Below are 20,459 nucleotides of genomic sequence, written 5' to 3'. Positions count from 1 at the left end.
AAACAAACAAGTTAAAAACAATATGGAGAAAAACATGTTTACACGAGCCCTAGCGCTATTGGTGCTGTGCCTTTCTTTACCTGCATTGGCTTATCAAGAAGGGGATTCGTTGTCGCCAGACGTCATCGAAAAACTTCAACTCAACAAGGATGAACTGACCATTGTCGACTTCTTTGCAGAGTGGTGCGTGTCTTGCCGCGAAGAGCTACCAGAAGTCAATCAACTCTACACCGAACTCAAAGGCACAGGCGTCACGTTTAAAGGCGTTGATGTGGATGAAGATGTTGAGGTTGGCTTGGCGTTTCAAAAACAACTCGGACTGGAGTTCCCTATTGTTAACGACCCTGAACAAGCGTTGATCGCAGAGTTTAAACCTATCGGCATGCCTGCGCTTTACTACATCTACCAAGCCAAGGTTATCAAGATTCGTTTTGGTGCCATTAACCACATTAGTGACGTGATTACTGATGACCTCACCAAGATGGGAGTGCAACTTTAATGCTAATCAAAGTCACCCTTGTTGGGCTACTCGCTATTCCAATGACGGCTAATGCCACGCTAGAACTCGACCTCAGTGGTCTGGGCAAAAAGCCCGTTGAGCAGCAAACCACTGACAAAAACGAAGGTCCTCTCGTTGAAGAGGAGATCATCTCCAGCACCGTTTATTCAAGTGGCGGTGATTATTCAAACCAAGAAGCAAAACGTGCAACCAGACGAAACATTGAAATGGTTAAACCCAAGGCAAAGCAACTGGTTATCGAACAGAAAGTACCAGAAGAGAGTAACAAACCTTCTGCCCTGGCTTTCGTTGATGAGTTTCTTGGTATTGAACCCGTAAAGCCTTGGGAAAAAGGCACATTGGCTCAAAAAGAGATGAAACCCGGTGGCACGGTGCCTGAATTCGACGTCTTTTCTGAAAAGGTGTTCGCTTACAAACAAGGTTCCGTCGGCGGCAGTGGTGTTGGTGGCGGTGGCTGTGGTTGTAACTAACCGATCCATCAACGAACAAATCAGTATTTAAAAAAACAAAATAAGAAAAAAATGAAAAAATTACCAATTACGCTGCTGAGTGCAGCGGCAGTGGCTAACGTGGCATTAGCTGAAGATCATATCTCTGTTCATTACCTTAGCTATGAGGAATACGATGACAGAGTATCAGCCAATGACACCATGGTTTCGATTGAGAAAAGTATCGGCTTAGATTGGACACTCAACGCAGAGATAAGCTACGACAGTGTTTCAGGCGCCTCTCCAGCATGGGGGCCTACAACACCTCCTGCTTCCAATGCCGATCAGGTAAACCGCGCCCTGAAAACTCAACAAGCACAAAATAAAACCGACGAGGTTATTCGTGCAGGCTACGATCCTCACCGCAGTGGCTATGAAATCCAAAAAGTAGGCCTTGAAGACACTAGAAAATCCATCAGCTTAAGCGCGACCTATCGCGATACCTTACGTAATGAATGGACTCTCGGTGGTAACGCCTCTCAAGAAGAAGATTACGAAAGCCTTGGTATCAATGCCAAAGGTTTGGTCTATGCCGATAGCACTAAAAACCGCTCTTACAGTCTAGGTGGCTCTGCCCTTTTCGATCAGACTCAAGCGTTCGGCAAATACTCGTTGGCTTCATCAAACAGCCAGAGCTGGGAAGACATTTTCACGGGCAGTTTAGAAGCCGGATTATCACAAACCTTCACGCCGAATCTATACAGCATTTTTACTGCTTACACGGGTTACCGCAGTGGCTATTTGAGCAATCACTATTTAACGGTTCTGCGTGAAGTCGATATCAACGACGACGGAAAGATCGATGATGATGAAGTGTTCTTGGGACAAGATTCTCGACCGGATACGCGACTCTCTGGCGGTATTAATATCCAAGCTTTTTACTCATTGTCCGACAGTCTAAAAATCCGACCAAGATACAAATGGTTTATGGATGATTGGGGCGTAATGTCTCACCAGTTAGGCGGCAAATTATCTTGGCGAGTGAGTGAATGGTTAACCTTGGCACCGGGCTATTTCTGGTACACGCAAGATGCAGCCGATTTCTATCGCGATCCAAGTAGTGCCGATCCTTCTTTTGCATCGTCAGGCTACGCAACTTCAGACCTTCGCTTAGGCAACTTCACGGCCAATGCCTATGAACTAGGGGCGAGTATCAAGGTACATAAGAAGTTACGCTTAAATGCGCTTGCTGCGTACTACGAACAAAGCAACGGTTTTGAAGCACAGTGGTGGGCTGTTGGAGCAACCTATGAGTTCTAACCTGCCCTTTGTACATCGCTTTCATGCCATGACCGTACCGTGTGAAGTGCAAATTTTGTCGATGGATTTGGCTAACTTTCCAAAGGCAAGCGCAACAGCAATAGCGACTGAGATAGAGCAAAACACACGCCGATTGGAAGACAAATATAACTTCTACTGCGATGACTCATGGCTAACACAGCACATTAATCAGCGAGCATCATGTGATGTCGAACTCGATTCTGAATCTGCCGAGGTTTTCCAACACCTCGACCGATTAAGTCAACTGACGTTCGATACCTTTGATACTACGGTTGGCAGCATCAAACATCTTTTAAAACAAAAGCCGAAGATGTTGCACAGCCATGCTTTCCAAGCCTTGTCTTCTGCTTTGGGCAAGCAAGCGTGGGAGCTGAAAGGGACAATGGATCAAAAAGGGGCCGTCGTTCTACAAGGGACAAGGCTACACGTCCCTGATTCCCGCACTCGCTTCGACTTTGGCGGCGTCATCAAAGAGTACGCCGTCGACCAAGCCGTAGCGATCGGAAAACAACTCGGCGCGACGTCGATGTTAGTGAATTTTGGCGGTGACATCTATGCGTTAGGCACCAAACCGGATGGCTCGGCATTTAACATTGCTGTATTAGATCCAAGAGACAACAAGACCCCATTTTTCGCCGTTCCGTTAACGGACGCAGCGCTCACGACTTCGGCTCACAGTGAACGCCAAGTGCAATTTGGTGACAAGACCACCTCTCATATTCTGTCAAAGCAAGATGTCGAGCAGAAGATCCTTTCTGTTACCGCTATCTCGTCGTCCACATTGGAAGCCGGCGTGCTCAGCACTTCTCTGACACTGAACCCAAGTATTTCAGTACCCGAAGATAGCGCTGTTATCTACATCGACGATCAATTACACATTCACCAAAACACGGAGTTCCTTCATTCATGAAGTGCTACCTACTTACGTTAATTCTATTGTTTAGCGGATTGTTACATGCTCAAGAAAACGAGTTTCTTCCCGTTGAAGAGGCCTTCCCCGTCACATGGGAAGCCACAGACCAAGGCGCGGTCATCAGCTTTGATACCCACAAGGGTTACTACCTGTATCAATCTCGATTTTCGTTCAAAGGAGAGTCGTCATTATCTACGTTAGAACCGAGTTATTCGCTGCCAGGTGAAAAGAAAGAGGATCCTAACTTTGGTAACGTCATCGTATTTCACGAGCCCGTTACCGTTACTGTTCCTTACTCAGGGAGTGGGAAACTCACCGTGCGTTATCAAGGCTGCGCAGACAAAGGACTTTGCTACCTGCCGCAAAAGTTAGTGCTCGATTTGCCGATGCTCGAAACCGTAGCTGAAACCCTGGTTGAGGAGCCATCAAACTCTCTATATCAAACCCTAGGTGAGATCAGTGAGGACACGAATGGCTTGTCTTCATTCCTATCCCAAGCCGGAAAGCTACAAGCACTTCTTGTGTTCTTCTTGCTTGGTTTAGGCTTGTCCCTGACGCCATGTGTACTGCCGATGATTCCGATTTTGGCTAGCATCATCGGTGGCGAAAAAGCGATGACAGGCAAGAAAGGGGCGGCACTCTCCAGTTCCTATGTTCTGGGTATGGCGACCAGCTATGCCATGACGGGGATCTTAGTCACCACCTTGGCAAAAGGCGTCAACCTGCAAGCCGCGATGCAACAGCCTTGGTTGTTAAGTAGCTTTGCAGCGGTTTTTGTTCTGCTCGCATTGGCGATGTTCGGATTCTATGAACTCCAACTGCCTGCCGCCCTGCAGCAAAAGCTCAACAGCGGCTCAGACAAGCTTGGAGGCGGTAAGATCGCCAGTGTCTTTGCCATGGGCGCAATATCAGCCTTGGTTGTATCACCTTGTGTCAGTGCTCCATTGGCTGGTGCGTTGCTGTACGTCTCAACAACTCAAGATTGGGTGTTTGGCGGAGCGACTCTGTTCGTTATGGCGCTTGGTATGGGCATACCGCTTATCGCGATCGGCGCAAGTGGCGGGCGTCTGTTATTAAGAAGTGGCGCGTGGATGGTTTCAGTTAAGCAAGTGTTTGGCGTGCTGTTGTTAGCGGTTGCTATTGTCCTGTTGAGCCGCTTTGTCGCTCCATCGATCATTATGATCTTATGGGCGCTGCTTGCTATCGGTTCCGGTGTGCATTTCGGTGCTTTAGAAGCCGCACAACCGGGTTGGGCGCGTACTCGTAAGTTCTCTGCTTTGCTACCATTGAGCTATGGTTTAATTTTGTTTGTCGGATTTTTCTTAGGTAATACCGATCCTCTTAACCCGCTCGCGAATAGAGAATCAACCCAATCCATTGCCGTCACTCCCTTTGAAAAAACTGACTCTATTGTTCAGCTAGAACAACAGTTACAAACCGCAGCGAGCAGCGACCAAAAGGTGCTAGTCGACCTTTACGCAGATTGGTGTGTGTCTTGTAAAGTGATTGAAACCAACGTGTTCAACGACCAACAAGTGAGCCAAAAACTTAAAGAGTGGAAGACAATAAAGCTTGATGTGACAGAAAGCTCTCCAGAGCAAATGGCGTGGCTTAATGATAAGAATGTATTTGGCCCACCAGCAATTTTCTTTTACTCACCCGCCAGCGGTGAAATAGAGCCTGCGCGTGTAATGGGAGATATTGATAAAGAGAGTTTCAATAAAAAACTCAAACTTGCCAATAAGCTCGCTTACACACGAACAACAGAAGCTGATAGCCAAACGAACTAAGGCCTACGCTAGATAAAATCAAAATCGCCCAATCATAAATTGGGCGATTTTTTCTTATTTGGTTTGCAGATAAGAGGCAATTTATTCTGGGCTTTCTAGCTGCTCAATCACCGTTTGAGTCAAATGCTCAGTATACGGGTTGATCTTCCAATGCTCTGGACTCCAGCCTTTTACAAAACGTTGAAAATCAGCCCACGCTACATAAAACATTGGTCTCCATGAAGCTTCGACTTCATCGAACGAAAGCTGTGGCTGATAGTACGTCAATGCCTCTTCCAAGTATCGGAAGTAAGTCTCTAACATCTGTGATTCAAGCTCTGCACAATCTTGCGGCCTCACCGCACTGCTCATAAACAGAGCCACGTCTTTCATCGCACAACCATGACCCACATATTGGAAATCGACGGCAGCTGCATTTTGGCTTTCTGAATCAAAACAGAAATTGGCAAGCTTGGCGTCGCCATGTACCAAAGTTTGATACGGACATTCTTTTAGTAAACGGTCGATGTGCTTGGCTTGGTTCTTCAATGGTAAATCAGGCAAGGCATTAAACTCATCAGGGCGTGTGTCTAGATGCCAGTATGTGCCGACTTGCCACAATGATGACGACTGTTGTTGATTGATATTAATGTGCTTTGCGTGAAAGTTAGCGAGCCATTTAAGACAAGCATCGCGTTGTTTTTGCTCGATTGAGGTGTAGGTAGACGCGCATTCGTACGGAGTATCTTTGGTTGCCAGATCGTCAGAAACAGCAAGCACATTAAACTGAGAAGTTAACGGAAAACCGATTTCGGCTAAGTCTTGCATCACAATCAACCATTCGTTCTCTTGTAACTCACAATGCAGCCCTACAGGTACAGGGCAACGCTCATCCCACTGTTGAGTGAACGACTGATACCATGCCGTTTCAACTTGGTAAGAGTGCACCTTTCGTTGGTGAGAGAGTTTGGTATTCCAACCCTTTGGGTGTTCTGCTTTATCTGGTAACGCGACATGTTTAACAATCACACTTTTCAGTTCAGCATGGCCTTCTTGAGAAAAGACCAAGCGAACTAACTCGCCATATCCTCCCCACAGGCGTTGAATCACTTGGACATCAAACCCTTCATGACAACCCAACGAGGTCGCTATTTTTTGATAAAGCTCAGGCTGATTTTGACTTGAACTCGCTTCAGGTTGAGCCCGATTATTTGACGATATTGATTGAGACATATTACTCGTTGCTATGCTTTATCAGATAGAAGATGTGACCACTGTGGCTGCCTATTCATGTAGTGAACGACATAGCTACAAACTGGCACAATTTTAAAGCCTGCTTGTTCAATTTCAGGCAAGACCGACTCCATCATCACCTTGCCAAAGCCCTTGCCTTGTAGTTCATCAGGGATTCGTGTCGAGGTGATATGTAGTACATCTCCGTCCTTTTGATACTTAACGACCGCGAACTGGTTGGGTTCTAGCTCAACTGTGATCTGGTTCACTTCTTGATCCCATTTTACTGCCTGCATTCTCAACTCCTGCAAATAATTGATACGACAAACAATAAAAGTTTGAAGTATGAGTTCCTTGTAATAGACTAACGCAAGTGCATATAAATAAAACTAAGTACTTACAAACAAAGTAGTTAATTCAGTGCCATCGGCTTAATATAAAAACAGCAATGATAAAAGGCACTCTATAAATCTATGTGAGTACGCCTACTCAATCTAGCACGTAATAACCCCTTGTTAGCAAGTTACCAATATAACTAACAGACGCATGTTGGCGCATGGAGAATATATAATGAACGCACCACTGAAGAAGCCTTTGGAGCATAATCAGGCACTTCAAGATCCTCGTAACCGCACCGTTTCTACGATAAACAGCACCGATGCACTGGCCATGATTGAGCACGGCAGTGAGCTGACATTAAATGTCTCGACTCCAGTTGGCACGAAGTTTCTCGCCACCACCAAGTTTATCGGTACACACAGTGATAACTGTATTGTGGTTGAGGTTCCCGAGGTATCCAATGAAGATCTTAATTTTTTCTTTCAAGAAGGTTTTTGGATGACCGCTCGAGCCTACTCTCTGCGAGGTGAGGGCGCACTTATTCACTTTAGAAGCCAAATTCACCATAAGATTGGTGAACCCTTCCCTATTCTTGTACTTTCGACACCAAGCACGATGCAAGTCACTCAGTTGCGTAAAGAAACACGCTATGAAGTGAACTTGGCTTCAAGAATTATCTTCAACGACCAACGAGCAAACTGTGAGATAAGAGACTTATCGAAAAGTGGTTGTCGTTTTGTGACCTCTCCGACCTCTCGTGCAATTCAGATTGCCGATCGAGTGTCTATCGAGATTACACCTGAAAACTACAATGGCCCTCTTATCCCTCCTTTGAGAGGCATCATCTGTAATCTGCAAAAATCGACGCACTACGCTCGATACGGTGTGGAATTTGATGATATTGGCCGAGCTAACGCCAAACACTTGTTGGCAAAATTGAAGTTCGATGGCACCAAGCTCTGCTTACGAAACGGCTAAGATCATTTAACACACTGCGCTCATCTAATTCGTGAATTGACCAAATACAAACCACTCACTCGCGAGCTAAGTCGCAACCAATAAAAAAGCCATCGACTCTAGAATCGATGGCTTTTGCGTTTTGGCTGTTTATTTATCTGTTTATCTGTTTATCTGTTTATCTGTTTATCTGTTTATCTGTTTATCTAGGCATAAACTAGCTAACTATCTAGTCTAGCTATACAGCTATTTACGCAGTGCGTTCAGTTTAGCTTGAGCGATACCAAAAATAGTATCAATTGGATAGCTACCCTCATCACTTGCCTCACCTGCGGCTTTGCCTGTGAACAGTTCAATCGCCTCTGTGACATGGTCAATCGCCCAGATATTGAACTCGCCTTTTTCAACTGCTTTCACGATGTCACCGCGCAGCATTAAGTTATGAACATTCGAGCGTGGGATTATCACCCCTTGTTCGTTTGAACGTCCTTTGATTTCACACACATCAAAGAAACCTTCAATTTTCTCGTTCACACCACCAATAGGCTGAGACTCACCGAACTGGTTCATTGAGCCGGTAATTGCGATGTCTTGGCGGTTTGGCTGCTTAGAAAACGCAGACACCACCGCACAGAACTCGGCCATACTCGCACTGTCACCATCGACGCCACCATACGATTGTTCGAAGGTGATGTTAGTAGTGAGCGGGACTTTAGCTGTCTTACCAAATACCGAAGAAAGATAAGCCGATAAGATCATCACCCCTTTCGAGTGAATACTGCCACCTAGGTCTACGTTTCTTTCAATATCAATCACTTCACCATCACCGTAAGCTGTGGTAGCCGTGATTCGGTTCGGCGCTCCAAACATATGATCGGTTGTGCTGAGTACTGACAGAGCATTCACTTGCCCAACCGCCTGACCATCAACATGGATTAGCGTTGTTCCGTTAGTGAAGGTTTCCATCACACTGTCTTGCAGTCGTCCAACACGCATCTGTTGGTTAGATAACGCTTGGTCGACGTGCGTTGCACGAATCAAGTTCGATTTTGAGCCTCTCGCTACGTAGTTTGACTCACGAAGCAGATTCGCAATGTGTGCTGAATGCAGCGACAACTTACCTTGGTCACCCGCCTGACGAGAACTGTGCTCAATGATGCGAGCAATTGCTTTGCGGTCACAATGCAGCATGTTGTTGTCATGTACGATGCTCGAAATGAAGCGTGCATAATGCATTTCAGAATCTGCAGTACGCTTCATCTCATCTTCAAAATCGGCCGTGACACGGAACAGTTCACCGAACTCCGCATCGTAATGTTGCAATAGCTGATAAGTGCGGTAATCACCAAACAAAATGATCTTAACGTCTAATGGAATGGGTTCTGGATCAAGCGATACCGCTCCCGTTAACGTGACCTCTTTTTCTAATGAAGTGAAGCTCAATTGACGCGAACGTAGCGCGCGCTTCAGGCCTTCCCAAACATAAGGCTGTTCGAGGACTTTAACCGCATCCATCAACAACACACCGCCATTGGCTCTATGTAAACTACCAGCGCGAATCAATGAGAAGTCCGTAAATACGGTACCTTTAAAAGTTGCCGTCTCGACATAGCCAAACAGAGAGTGATAATTCGGATTCTCTTCAACCACGATCGGCAGCGTCTCCTCCTTCTGGCTCACAATCACGTTAACCTTGTAACGACGTGGCATTTTCTTATCCAAAGAGGCGGTCGCAACTTCTGCTTGCTCTGTGCTCTCTTCCAAGAAAATATCTGCGTTGTCGACAATGTCTTTACGCAGTGCCGTCAGGTACTTTTTGATATCTGCATATTGGCTGTAATCTTGCTTCAACTGCTTGATGAAGTGCGTGATCACATCTCGCGCCGTATCATCATTAAGCTTTTGAATTTTCTCTGTATACGTCTCTTCAAGCTCGGTCAGTTCGCGAGAAATGGTTCGTAGACCCACTTCCAATCCATCAATGGTTTTATCGAACTGGTCTTGCTCTTCCGGCGAAAGCAGATCGAAGCTCTCTTCGGTATGAAGATCATCCCCATTCATTGCGACAAACTGGTAATCACCCTGAGTAGTAATCGTCAGGTTGATGCCCTTGTCTTTCGCTTCTTGGCTAATTGTTTCGAGTGCAGCTTGTTGCTTCGTGGCCAATTGGTTTTTAAGCCTATCTGCACGGCTAAAGTACATCTCATTGTCGAATGCGAGCGGCATGGCTTTAAGCAATTTACGCATCAGCTTTTCAATGTCTTGCTTTAAGCTGCTGCCCACGCCACGTGGCAACTTGAGTACCTTCGGTGTACGAATATCTTCAAAGTTCGCGATATAACACCAATCAAAAAGCTCTTGGACCTCTTGAGTGTGTCGGTTTAGATAGCGCAAAATCATGGTTCGCTTACCCAAACCATTTCGCCCTATCGCATAAATGTTGTAACCCTTTTCCTTGATTGACATCGCGAACTCAACGGCCTTTTGTGCACGTTCTTGCCCGACGATTTCGTCAATTGGAGCCAGTTCTTTGGTCGACTTACATGGTAGCTTATCGAGTTCCGCTACCTTATACAGCTGTTCTGTATTGAGTCTTTGCATCGCCATCGCCGCCTCCTTAGTCCTTCATTACTTGGGTGTAGATAAAATCAGTGTAGATGTAATTTCCTATAAATTTAGTGACTTACGCAACATCGCTGTTCAACTGAGCAAATAACGCACAATTTGAGCCGTTTTTAAGAATAACCGGCCACTTTATTTACCAACTTAACATGTGAATGATTTTAATTTGCATTTGATAATAAATATCATTAACATTTTCAGATATTATAAATTGAGGATGTGGATATGGAAATTGAACGATGCTGGATGCACTACCTAAAAGCTGAACAGTTAATGGAACAAGGTCACTGGCCAGAAGCACAGCGCCTGTATGGTGATGTTCTAACGTCTCTTCCTCACCACATCCAGGACGCTGCATACCAAAGCGACATCAAGCCCTGCCAATTTGCCTGTCTACTTGCAGGGCTTAGAGACGCAAGTGTCGCTCAATCAGAGATTTTCAACCGTTTAGGCCATCATCAGCAAGCCTTCGACACCTTGAATCAGTCTTACGCACTGATGCAATTTATCTCTCTCGAAAGCACAGAACTGATCCAACGCACCTATTCACTGCTGGAAAAACAGAGTGAAGATCTACTCAATCACTTGATCGCTTTTTGCAGTGCTCAACGCAGTTCGTATTGGATGCTCGAACTAGAACAAATTCAACGTGCTCATCACCATTTTGGGCAACTTAAAACCACGTCAGAAGTGAAATCTTCACCTAATGTCTTAAATTGATAAGGATATATCATGTCGGACCGGGCCATTCTTAAAGTCAATAACCTCTCCGTTAGCTTCACAACCAATGATGGAATCATTGATGCGGTAAAAAAGGTTAACTTTACCCTTAATTCTAGCGAAACCTTGGCCATTGTTGGTGAATCAGGTTCAGGTAAATCAGTCTCTTCTAACGCACTCATGCGTTTGCTCCCTGATAACGCCATCATTGATGCTCAATCTGAAATAGAATTTGAGGGGCAATCAATACTTGGCAAGACTGAACGAGAAATGCAGTCGATTCGTGGCGACAGAATCGGCATGATCTTTCAGGAACCGATGACCTCTCTCAACCCATACCTGCGCGTGGGCACACAAGTGGCTGAAGCCATTATGTGTCACCGCAATGTATCGAAATCAAAAGCAAAACAGCGTGTGCTAGAGCTCTTCAATCTTGTGCATTTACCAATGCCAGAACAGGCTTACAACAAGTATCCGCATGAGTTTTCAGGCGGTCAGCTGCAACGCATCATGATTGCGATGGCTTTAATCAATGAGCCCGATATTTTGATTGCCGACGAACCCACCACCGCATTGGATGTGACCGTACAAGCGGAAGTGCTTTCTCTTATCAAAGAAATCCAAAACAAAATGGGCATGGCAATTTTGTTCATCACCCATGACCTTGGCGTAGTAAAACATTTTGCCGACCGTGTTCTGGTGATGTGCAAAGGTGAACTGGTTGAAGAAGGGATGACTCAAGCCTTATTCGAGAATCCAAGACACGATTACACACGCATGCTGATTGACTCGATTCCTAAAGGCGCCAAGGTTCCTGTTGAGGCGTCAGCCCCAGAGCTATTGTCTGCTGACGATATCCGAGTTCAGTTCTTGGTTAAATCACATTTCATCAAGAGTAAAAGTCAGTACTTCGAAGCCGTAAAAGGGATTTCGTTGAATCTTAAACAAGGCGAAACGCTAGGCATTGTAGGTGAATCAGGGTCAGGTAAATCGACTCTTGGACGTGCATTAATTGGCTTGCTGCCAAGTACCGGACGTATTGTTTACAAAGGCCAAGACGTTAGCTTATTAAATGATAAAGAGCGTCACAAGCTCAAGAAAGATGTCCAAATGGTGTTCCAAGATCCTTATGGTTCTTTATCACCACGCATGACAGTTGGGGAAATCATCACCGAAGGCTTAACAGTGCATCAACCTCATCTATCCAAGCAAGAACGTCTAGAAAGAGCCCGTAAAGCATTGATTGAAGTTCGCTTAGAGCCGAATTCAATAAACCGTTATCCGCATGAGTTCTCTGGCGGGCAAAGACAACGTATCGCGATTGCTCGCGCACTGATTCTAGAGCCCTCTTTCATTTTGCTGGATGAACCGACTTCAGCACTCGATCGCTCAGTACAACTGACCGTGATTGACCTGCTCAAAGACATTCAAGCCAAGCACAATATCGGCTTTCTGTTCATCAGCCACGACCTCTCGGTAGTGAAAGCACTGTCAGATCGCGTATTGGTGATGCAGAAGGGTGAAGTGATGGAAGAAGGGTCTGCAGAAGAGATTTTCAATGCACCGAAAAATGACTACACCAAGAAGTTAATCGCAGCGTCATTCGACTTAGAAAATAAATCGAAAAAAAATGCGGCGTAACGGGAACTAATCAACATTAACAGCGTCTTATATGTACATTCTGAATAATCTCCTAATGGATTGAAATCTAGAATGGATATAGCAAAACTGGTTTGGCCGCCAAAAGAAAATGTCGCATGGATGCGACATTTTTCGTTTCTGAAGGGAAATAATTCATCTTGACGTGTCATTCCCTGCCATCAAATCACTTCATGGCATACTAGCGATACAAAGACTTGGTCGACTCTCTCACAATCAAATCAATCGGTGGCAATCGAGCCTCATGCCTCTCGCCAGATAATAGATTCAAAATCGATTGAGCACATACCTCTCCAATTTCTTCAATAGGCTGTCTTAATGTCGTTAATGCAGGCGTGAAATACTTAGAGGTTGGCAGGTCATCAAACCCGATCACCGACACATCTTCTGGCACTTTATAACCGTGATCATGCAATGCCTTAATCGCACCGTAAGCCGTTTGGTCATTAGCAGCAAATAAGGCGGAGAAGTGAACCTTCGACTCTATCAATTCAACGGTTTTCTCGTAGCCTGACTCACTACTGAAATCACCCTGTTTAACGAGTTTTGGCATCACTTTTATGCCCGCCTCTTGAAGTGCTTTCTTATAGCCTTCAAAGCGATTCCCCGAATCAGGTTGACTTGAAAGCCCCTTAATATGAGCAATATTCACATGCCCTTGTTGCAGTAAATGTAAGGTTGCCATGTAGCCGCCCAACACGTTATCAATGTTGATGGAGCGGACGTTATTCTCAACAAAATCGTAGCCAACCATCACGATAGGAATGTCTTGTGCATACTTGGCAATCTCTTCCTGAGTAATGCTTCCTGTCACGATGATCATGCCATCCACGTTACTTTTTGCGAGATACTCCAACGCGTGCATTTCCAACTTTTTCTGCCAATGCCCTGTCGCGATTACTAACGAATAGCCTTGAGCGATCAGTGTTTTCTCCATGTCATTGAGAATACGACTGGTATAAGGGCTGTCAGGGTGTTGCACCAACACACCAATGGTGAGTGAACGTCGGTTGGTGTTTTCTTGCATTTGAAAATTAGGTTTGTAGCCAGTATCTTTAATCGCTTGCTCAATATTTTGGCTTTTATCGTCAGACACATAAGTGGTTCGATTAAGGAAGCGAGACACGGTGCTGGGAGAAACGCCAGCCAGTCTTGCTACATCGTATACGGTGGTTTTTTTTGTTTTAGTACGCATCTCGATACCTTAAATTCAATCGATTAAAGGGAGCGTAATCGCCCCCTCTTTTTCATTTCACCAGTTAGTTTTTAGTTCTTTCAGTACAAATAGGCGAAGATCATCCCCGGTCTGAAGTAACGACCAGCCGTATATTTCAAGCCAGTACTCAGTAACCATTTGTGTAAGCCTGCCAGCTTTTCTAGCGGGATTTCACCGCTCAGCATTTTAACAAAATTATCAGTATCTTTCGTCAATGTTGGATTGATACGACCGTCAGGTAGCACACAGTTTTGACATTTAAGTACACTTAGCCATTTTTTCGCATCATTTTGCGACACTTTAAATGCTTCTATAAGATCTGTCTCATTGACAGACACAGAGCAATTGAACCCCTCTGGTGCTGCAAATGGAATTTTCGAATAGTCATAGAGCGCGGTATACACGGTATCCATCAATGTTTCTGCTTGCTGTGATTTACCCGCTAAATTCAACGCTGTTGCCACACTAAACTGAACACCAATCCACACATCTTGTGCCTGAAATGCTTCATGTGGTGAGCCATCGGCTAACGTCATATTCGCAACACCCAACTTGGGGCTATTAATTTCGAAGTTGTGCTTATAAACATAGTCCAATGCGCGTTTGATGTTCTGTTGGGGGAAAATACCGTCCAAGCCGATGAGCTTTAGGTAACTGTCAGCCAACAAGGCATCACCAAAACTGTTGTCAGAATCTGGCACTAAATCTAAGTATTCTTGTGTAAAGGCTTGAGGCGCAGTCTCACTCAACAAGCGTTTCTTAGAGACTCTTTGAGATACCTTACTGATGTTGATGGAGGTATCCGTTTCATTTAAATAGGCATTGAGCGTGTTCTTGTCAGCAATCGCATCACCCGTCAAAGTCAGGCCCAAGGTTTCCAGAGCTTGATAGCCCGCACCGATTAGATGCTTGGCTTGAACTGGCGTCACGAAGAAGTGGTAGTAACCCTCTTTGTCATCCCACAAGCTTTGCTCAACCGTGGCTAACGCCTTTTTAGAACGCGTTAAGTAACCGCTAGCTAGCTCGCTTTCACCCATCAATTGTGCAAGTTCGCTCGCGGCTTGTAGGCCAGCAACCCAAAGGCTCGCACAGTAAATTGAGATGCCGTGAGACGCGAGGTTATCAAAGGTATCGTCTGTGCCTCGGGTTAGTGGTAAATCGTCACCTTCAGCGATCAAATTCGATAAGAAATCGATGCTTTCAGTTACCGCTTGCCAGCACTCTTTAACCACTGAGATATCTTGGGTGTTTTGATAATGGCGGTACACCATCAAAATGTATTTCGGCGCTAAGTCCTTCCATTCTTTCACGTTGTGCCAGCTGTAAGCGTCTGGCTGGATGTCGAATGGACTACCCAAGTCGTGGATCACCGCACCTCGAATAGCACGCACGCCTTGGTACTTGTCATCAATCAATTCGGCATCAGGCGTCGCTTCGTATTCCCAGTATCGGCGCTCGGTAAAGTCTTCCGCCAAAATGGCCTTAGAAAACTCTTTCATCACGCAGCCATCAAGCTCAGGCAACAAATAAAGCAGTGAGAATGAGCCGTAGAAATACACATCCAGAGAGTTAAAGAATGGGTAGTCGACACACTCTTTCACCAAGAACTTATCTTCTTTATCCCATACCGTTGATTCGGCCAGAAAAGACAATGAATTCATCGCCATCGTCGCATAGCGCAATGCAGAATCAGGCTGTGATATCTTGCTTTGAGCTTGCTCTAGGAAAGCCGTTTGTTGCTTCACGATCTGATGCTCAATCGCTTCTAGCTGTGGCAATACCTCTTCTAACATCGGCAGAGCCGGTTTCGTTTGCGGGTAGAATTGCGTGTAAGCTTTATCTGAATACCAGCCATTAAGCATGACTTTGCTGTGCGCCATCACCTGTGCAAAACGCAAATCAACAGACTCACCCGCTGCCAACTCAACCTGAACCACCACCAACGCGCTCAGTGCTTCACGCCCGGTGTAGATACCGGTTTGGAACTCAATGTTGGTACGGCCTGTTTTGAGTGCGAATTCTGTTTGCTGAGCAGTCTTAGAGGTATAAAGCGTTGGCTTGACAGAAATCGAGACCTTACCAGATTCCGTCAAATGGTTATCCGCTTGAACACCAAATACCACTTCGCCTTCAATGTCGCTTTGATAAGGCGATTGGCTAGAGAGCTGAACACCCGTAAAACTGTGACTTTCGCCTTTTAAGTTGACCACTTCATGCTGCTGAGCGATTGGATTTTGAGACAAGGTACAAGCCGAATCTTGAATGCCATCGCGACCTTTTTGGTAGGTTGAGCCAATTAAGTTTTGTAGAGGCTGAGCAAGCGTAATCACGCGTGTTTGCGATGAATTATTGGTTAATTCGAAGTGATTCCAGTGCATCGGTAAAGAGCAAAGGCGTTTGTTCTCTTTAACGATCGGAGATACTACCTTTCGCTTTATATTAATATCTTCGAAGCTGCTGTATTTATATTCAGCTAATGGATACAAAGCTTGATATTCTATATCCCTACCATTAACACTATCTATATGATTATTATCACCCGCGGTAAGCGATAATAACTTCGTTGTATCATTTGTTAATAAACCATTAAAGAAATCTAAGGCGACATATAATTGACAAATTGTTGAAGCTGAGTCTTCTTCAATCAATAATTGAGTCTTATTTGAAAATTCAACGTTCCATTTTGTAAAGTTAGCTTTATTTTCTTGGTAGAAGCGACCATTTGTTAACGCAGCTCGGATCAGGTTGATCGCATTCGATACGTTTTTGCTTTCAATCTTGTTGCCATCAAACAAAGCAGGATAAAAATTCAGGTGAACACTCAACTCTTCTTCGCTAAGAACTTGCAGCGTATCGATAGTTGGCACATTCATCACAGATGCATAAAAATCATTAAAATTAATAACTTGCTCTGAGCAATCGACGAATATTCCCGGAATAAAGCTGAAGTTTGGTGTATTGCCGTTTGGCGTCAGTGTAAATGTGTTGCCAATTCCGCCCACCGCCATACCGGTATTTTCTGGTGTGGTAGAAATTGGCGTGTACCAAGGTTGAATAAATTCAACTGCATCACCTTTTTTACACAGATGTTCTGAATTTCCTGAGTAACTCGTATATGGAATTTTATTATTCATTTTAAAACCGCCATTGAATATTTTTTTCTTCTTGTTAATATCTTTTTTAAAATGGAGACATCAACATGTTTAAAATTATAAATGAAAAATTTGGAAATATTGACTCTGTCACATTAATAAACCACCAACATGGTATAGAACTTCAAATAATCAATGGATTTGGTGCTGTCATTAATAAATATACCGTAAATAACAGTCCATTCTCTTTTATTTGTGGCTATCAGAATTATGATGAACTGATCAACCAACATCCGTTCTTTTCCCGCAGTGCTAAATTATTCCCTTTTCCAAACCGTTTAAACTTAGGTCGTTACAGTTTCGATAACCAAAACTATCAACTCCCAACTAATTTTCCTTGGTCTGATCACGCCGTACATGGCCTGCTCTACAACCAACCTTTTTCAATCACAAACAGCGTAGCCACTGAAGAATCCGCCAGTGTGAAGTTGCAGTATCAAACGTCATCTTTGCATCCTGCTTTCCCGTTTGCGTTCAACCTTGAAGTCACCTTCACTATCGATATCACGGGTAAACTCGCGTCTTCAACAACTGTTTCTAACCTTGGTGATTCTGCATTCCCGTTCGGTGATGCTTGGCACCCTTATTTTTCACTAGGCACTGATCTGGCGCACTGCAAACTAACCATGTCACCTTGCTCTGAAGTCGTGCACGTGGACGACCTACCCAATGGTGAAAAACAAGTGTTTGATTGTTTGTCACTAGGCGACTCACTCACCAATCAAAGTCTCAACCATTGCTTTGAGTTTGATTCAACAACAACCAACCAACTTGCGTTTACACGCTCAGATTCGTCAGCTGTTCTTCGTTATCAACAAGATGCAAGCTACCCATTCGTTCAGCTATACACGCCCGCTAGCGAGCAAAGTATTGCGATAGAACCGATGACTTGCCCTGCAGACGCATTCAACAACCAAATCGGCTTATTAACGCTTGAGGCTAATCAATCGCAAACCTTCACTTGGCAATGCCAAGCCATCTTTCAACCACAATAAAGCAACCAAAGTAAGGCAGCCGCTGAATGCAAAATACAGAAAGAAAAGCCACCGCTTAATGCGAAATCAGCCCCCCAGAGAACGCATTACAAGAGAGAAAAGCAAACTAAAGAAGCAATAAAGGGCGCATAAAGCGCCCTTCTCTTTTTTAACCTAAAACAACCTCAACGGTATGCTCACCTGACGTGAATACCGGTGCTTTGTTGCCTTCAATCACCTCACCATTCACCTTCATTTGTGCAACACCATTACAAACATTATTTGGGTTCGTGACATGAATGTTGTATGTTGCACCGCGGAACTGACGACGGACTTTGAATTCAGGCCATTCTGCCGGAATGCAAGGATCCACCAGCAAGCCATCCACTTCAGGACGAACACCCAGGATCCATTGCGTACCAGCAACGTAGGTCCAAGATGAAGTACCAGAAAGCCATGCATTTCGGCCTAAACCAAATTGCTTATGTTCGTCACCCAAGATGTTTTGTGGGTAGCAGTATGGCTCAGATTCGAAGGTATCAATGTCATCATTCTTAGAAGCTGGGTTGATTTGACGATAGTACTCGTAAGCACGCTCACCGTTGCCCATTTTCGCTTCTGCGATCATCACCCATGGGTTTGAATGCAAAAAGATACCGCCATTCTCTTTCGCACCTGGTGGGTACGTCGAAACGCCACCTAGCTGCGGATCAAAGCCGTTGTAGCCAGGTGTTGAAAGCTTGATGCCATTGGTGGTGTTCAGCTTGTTATAAACAGAATCTAGAGCTTGAGTTGCACGTTCTTGAGTCGCGAAACCTGAAATTACAGGCCAGCTCTGACCGTTGGTATAAATCTGCCCTTGCTCGTTTTTATGAGAACCGATTGGCAAACCTTGCTCATCAAAGTAACGAACAAACCATTCACCATCCCAGCCGCACTCATTGACCGTGCTCTGCATCTGTTGGTACTGATCTTTAAACTTAGCCGTCAGTTGCGCTTCGCCACGCAGCTCACACAAATCCAACATATCGAGCAATGCTTTGCCGTACATGTTTGCCACCATCATCGACTCAGCACCCGTTGGCAGGTTCACCGTGTCATTCCAGTCAGCAAAACCCAATAGCGGTAGACCGTGCTCACCGGTATTGGTGTAAGTAAACTCAATCGCGCGGCTCAGGTGGTTCCAAACAGTTCCCGTTTCAACTGGGTTGCCCGCTTTATCTTTTTGATAGAACGGGATCTCTTTATTCAAAAAGTCTGCATTACCCGTTTCTTTCACATATTGAGTCACCGCGTAGATGATCCACAGGTGATCATCGCCGTAGTAATCAGGGCGATCTTCCTCTTCACGAGAGTCACCCGCGTTCGCTTCCAATGTTGATGGGAAGAACTGATGCATCGCAGAACCGTTAGTATTCTGAACAGACAACAGACGCTCAATGAACTCACGCGCCTCTTCCGGCATGTGAGTAATTACGCCCAACGTATCTTGCGAAGAGTCACGGAAACCGATGCCACGCGCGCCATAGCCAAGCTGATACAGAGACAGGTAACGAGACCAGTTTTTGGTTGTGTGACACTGACGTGGGTTATGTACGTTAAGCATCGAGTTCATTGCTGGGTCTGGCGTCTCAACCTGCACCGCTTGTAGGTAACCATCCCAATGTTCAGCCAATTCAGCGAAAGCCGAATCGACCACTTGATGGTCACGGTATTTAGCCAATAGAGGCAATGCTGCTTCTAGGCTTTCTTCCTGTGCGATTTGTACAATCGTACGTTCGGTCTGCTCTGGAGATAACCAACCTAAACGTAGGTTAAGCGCACCAATATTGTCGCCACGCAAACACTCGGTGTTGCCTAGTTCATCATTGTTTAGTGCTTCTGGCGCTGCCCATGTACCGTAGCCCAAATTACCTAGGAACGATTGGCGATCACCATCAAAAGACGTCGCAGGGCGATCCGCTGTCATCAAGTTCACCGCATAATCGCGCTTCATAAAGGCATACTGCTCAAGCACGGTATGACCCGACTCTTGCTGGTGTGCTTTTAGCGTCATGGTTTGTGGAACCCAGTCCGCATTGAGTAGCTGTTTAAGTGCATCGAAGTGTGTGAATTCATACACAGGTACCACATCAACGTGCAGTGCTTTACCTGAAATGTTGGTGACTTTGATGTCTTGTAGCATTACTTGGTCAGCTTTTGGTACGAAGAAAGTCGCTTCACAACGCACACCAAAGGCTTCTGCAATGATGGTGGTGTATGACAAGCCCGTGTGGTTTTCAAACTTCTCGAGCGGCTTCAGAGTGGGTGTGTAAAACGGTGAGAACACCTCTAAATTGCCTGCTTCATCACGCACCTTAAGGTATAGGGTCGAGCCTTTGAAATCTGAGTTTGGCAGTTGAGCAATGTACTTGGTGATGCGGTTGAGTGCCGGATCGCCTTTACACAACAACACGCCGCCGTTGCTATCGACAATGCCACCGAAATCTAATGTGCCAACATAGTTACACCATTTAATCGGTGTACATGGCGTGGTTGCTACGTATTCTTTGTTTTTATCGTCAAAATATCCGAATTTCATCATCACTATCCCTAGCCCCTCCCAAATCAGGAGGA

At 45.1% G+C, this 20,459-nt stretch carries 15 protein-coding genes; 9 read left to right on the top strand and 6 right to left on the bottom strand.

The window, feature by feature from the left end; all coding sequences use genetic code 11:
* Nucleotides 1-34: 34 nt before the first annotated feature.
* The 5 genes from L3V35_RS05610 to dsbD are packed head-to-tail and all read left to right on the top strand — an operon-like array spanning nucleotide 35 to nucleotide 4,992.
* On the top strand, nucleotides 35-499 hold the full coding sequence (locus tag L3V35_RS05610; RefSeq protein WP_237298793.1) for a TlpA family protein disulfide reductase: 465 nt from the start codon (nucleotides 35-37) through the stop codon (nucleotides 497-499).
* Nucleotides 499-990: a DUF4266 domain-containing protein gene (locus L3V35_RS05605; RefSeq protein WP_237298791.1), complete on the top strand. Its 492-nt coding sequence runs from the start codon at nucleotides 499-501 to the stop codon at nucleotides 988-990. The genes L3V35_RS05610 and L3V35_RS05605 overlap by 1 nt, the downstream gene beginning before the upstream one ends.
* A gap of 51 nt (nucleotides 991-1,041) precedes the next feature.
* Nucleotides 1,042-2,268: a DUF3570 domain-containing protein gene (locus L3V35_RS05600; RefSeq protein WP_004732807.1), complete on the top strand. Its 1,227-nt coding sequence runs from the start codon at nucleotides 1,042-1,044 to the stop codon at nucleotides 2,266-2,268.
* Nucleotides 2,258-3,199, top strand: coding sequence for an FAD:protein FMN transferase (locus L3V35_RS05595; protein ID WP_237298789.1), 942 nt, complete (start codon nucleotides 2,258-2,260; stop codon nucleotides 3,197-3,199). Before L3V35_RS05600 ends, L3V35_RS05595 begins: the two co-directional genes overlap by 11 nt.
* Nucleotides 3,196-4,992, top strand: a complete 1,797-nt coding sequence (gene dsbD / locus L3V35_RS05590) for a protein-disulfide reductase DsbD (RefSeq protein ID WP_237298787.1) — start codon at nucleotides 3,196-3,198, stop codon at nucleotides 4,990-4,992. The genes L3V35_RS05595 and dsbD overlap by 4 nt, the downstream gene beginning before the upstream one ends.
* A gap of 81 nt (nucleotides 4,993-5,073) precedes the next feature.
* Here the strand turns inward: dsbD and L3V35_RS05585 are convergent, their stop codons facing one another.
* Nucleotides 5,074-6,204, bottom strand: a complete 1,131-nt coding sequence (locus L3V35_RS05585; protein ID WP_237298786.1) for a phosphotransferase — start codon at nucleotides 6,202-6,204, stop codon at nucleotides 5,074-5,076.
* Between the two features lie 11 nt (nucleotides 6,205-6,215).
* The gene (locus L3V35_RS05580; protein WP_004732803.1) at nucleotides 6,216-6,500 is read right to left on the bottom strand and encodes a GNAT family N-acetyltransferase; all 285 of its coding nucleotides are present in this window, start codon (nucleotides 6,498-6,500) and stop codon (nucleotides 6,216-6,218) included.
* A 274-nt stretch (nucleotides 6,501-6,774) separates the two neighbouring features.
* Between L3V35_RS05580 and L3V35_RS05575 the strand changes: the two genes are divergently transcribed.
* Nucleotides 6,775-7,521 carry a flagellar brake protein gene (locus L3V35_RS05575; protein ID WP_004732802.1) on the top strand — a complete coding sequence of 249 codons (747 nt, stop codon included), beginning with the start codon at nucleotides 6,775-6,777 and terminating at the stop codon, nucleotides 7,519-7,521.
* Between the two features lie 225 nt (nucleotides 7,522-7,746).
* Here L3V35_RS05575 and L3V35_RS05570 read toward each other — a convergent pair whose 3' ends face one another.
* Nucleotides 7,747-10,107 carry an ATP-binding protein gene (locus L3V35_RS05570; protein WP_017077005.1) on the bottom strand — a complete coding sequence of 787 codons (2,361 nt, stop codon included), beginning with the start codon at nucleotides 10,105-10,107 and terminating at the stop codon, nucleotides 7,747-7,749.
* Nucleotides 10,108-10,347: 240 nt separating this feature from the next.
* On the opposite strand from L3V35_RS05570, the gene L3V35_RS05565 reads away from it, so the two are divergent.
* Both L3V35_RS05565 and L3V35_RS05560 read left to right on the top strand, forming a co-directional pair.
* Complete coding sequence (locus L3V35_RS05565; protein ID WP_004732800.1) at nucleotides 10,348-10,842, top strand: hypothetical protein; 495 nt, start codon at nucleotides 10,348-10,350, stop codon at nucleotides 10,840-10,842.
* Between the two features lie 12 nt (nucleotides 10,843-10,854).
* Complete coding sequence (locus L3V35_RS05560; protein ID WP_237298784.1) at nucleotides 10,855-12,483, top strand: ABC transporter ATP-binding protein; 1,629 nt, start codon at nucleotides 10,855-10,857, stop codon at nucleotides 12,481-12,483.
* A 199-nt stretch (nucleotides 12,484-12,682) separates the two neighbouring features.
* Here the strand turns inward: L3V35_RS05560 and L3V35_RS05555 are convergent, their stop codons facing one another.
* Together L3V35_RS05555 and L3V35_RS05550 are read right to left on the bottom strand one after the other, a co-directional pair.
* The gene (locus L3V35_RS05555; protein WP_054541431.1) at nucleotides 12,683-13,696 is read right to left on the bottom strand and encodes a substrate-binding domain-containing protein; all 1,014 of its coding nucleotides are present in this window, start codon (nucleotides 13,694-13,696) and stop codon (nucleotides 12,683-12,685) included.
* Between the two features lie 80 nt (nucleotides 13,697-13,776).
* Entirely contained in the window at nucleotides 13,777-16,851 is a 3,075-nt protein-coding gene (locus L3V35_RS05550; RefSeq protein ID WP_237298782.1) for a GH116 family glycosyl hydrolase, read from the bottom strand.
* A gap of 65 nt (nucleotides 16,852-16,916) precedes the next feature.
* Between L3V35_RS05550 and L3V35_RS05545 the strand changes: the two genes are divergently transcribed.
* On the top strand, nucleotides 16,917-17,864 hold the full coding sequence (locus L3V35_RS05545; RefSeq protein WP_237298780.1) for an aldose 1-epimerase: 948 nt from the start codon (nucleotides 16,917-16,919) through the stop codon (nucleotides 17,862-17,864).
* A 148-nt stretch (nucleotides 17,865-18,012) separates the two neighbouring features.
* On the opposite strand, the gene L3V35_RS05540 is transcribed toward L3V35_RS05545, so the two are convergent.
* Entirely contained in the window at nucleotides 18,013-20,427 is a 2,415-nt protein-coding gene (locus L3V35_RS05540; protein WP_237298778.1) for a glycosyl transferase, read from the bottom strand.
* Between the last annotated feature and the right edge of the window lie 32 nt (nucleotides 20,428-20,459).

This window comes from Vibrio sp. L5-1, from assembly GCF_021728315.1.
Classification (GTDB): Bacteria; Pseudomonadota; Gammaproteobacteria; order Enterobacterales; family Vibrionaceae; genus Vibrio; species Vibrio splendidus_K.
Note: the sequence above shows the minus strand (reverse complement) of the source record. Positions and strands in the feature narration are given on the sequence as shown.

Bases quoted from the DNA above. Each gene is read 5' to 3' on its own strand.
- L3V35_RS05545 (WP_237298780.1), top strand. From the start codon at position 16,917: ATGTTTAAAATTATAAATGAAAAATTTGGAAATATTGACTCTGTCACA.
- L3V35_RS05555 (WP_054541431.1), bottom strand. From the start codon at position 13,696: ATGCGTACTAAAACAAAAAAAACCACCGTATACGATGTAGCAAGACTG.
- L3V35_RS05540 (WP_237298778.1), bottom strand. From the start codon at position 20,427: ATGATGAAATTCGGATATTTTGACGATAAAAACAAAGAATACGTAGCA.
- L3V35_RS05565 (WP_004732800.1), top strand. From the start codon at position 10,348: ATGGAAATTGAACGATGCTGGATGCACTACCTAAAAGCTGAACAGTTA.
- L3V35_RS05570 (WP_017077005.1), bottom strand. From the start codon at position 10,107: ATGGCGATGCAAAGACTCAATACAGAACAGCTGTATAAGGTAGCGGAA.
- L3V35_RS05580 (WP_004732803.1), bottom strand. From the start codon at position 6,500: ATGCAGGCAGTAAAATGGGATCAAGAAGTGAACCAGATCACAGTTGAG.
- L3V35_RS05605 (WP_237298791.1), top strand. From the start codon at position 499: ATGCTAATCAAAGTCACCCTTGTTGGGCTACTCGCTATTCCAATGACG.
- L3V35_RS05575 (WP_004732802.1), top strand. From the start codon at position 6,775: ATGAACGCACCACTGAAGAAGCCTTTGGAGCATAATCAGGCACTTCAA.
- L3V35_RS05610 (WP_237298793.1), top strand. From the start codon at position 35: ATGTTTACACGAGCCCTAGCGCTATTGGTGCTGTGCCTTTCTTTACCT.
- L3V35_RS05560 (WP_237298784.1), top strand. From the start codon at position 10,855: ATGTCGGACCGGGCCATTCTTAAAGTCAATAACCTCTCCGTTAGCTTC.
- L3V35_RS05585 (WP_237298786.1), bottom strand. From the start codon at position 6,204: ATGTCTCAATCAATATCGTCAAATAATCGGGCTCAACCTGAAGCGAGT.
- L3V35_RS05595 (WP_237298789.1), top strand. From the start codon at position 2,258: ATGAGTTCTAACCTGCCCTTTGTACATCGCTTTCATGCCATGACCGTA.
- L3V35_RS05600 (WP_004732807.1), top strand. From the start codon at position 1,042: ATGAAAAAATTACCAATTACGCTGCTGAGTGCAGCGGCAGTGGCTAAC.
- dsbD (WP_237298787.1), top strand. From the start codon at position 3,196: ATGAAGTGCTACCTACTTACGTTAATTCTATTGTTTAGCGGATTGTTA.
- L3V35_RS05550 (WP_237298782.1), bottom strand. From the start codon at position 16,851: ATGAATAATAAAATTCCATATACGAGTTACTCAGGAAATTCAGAACAT.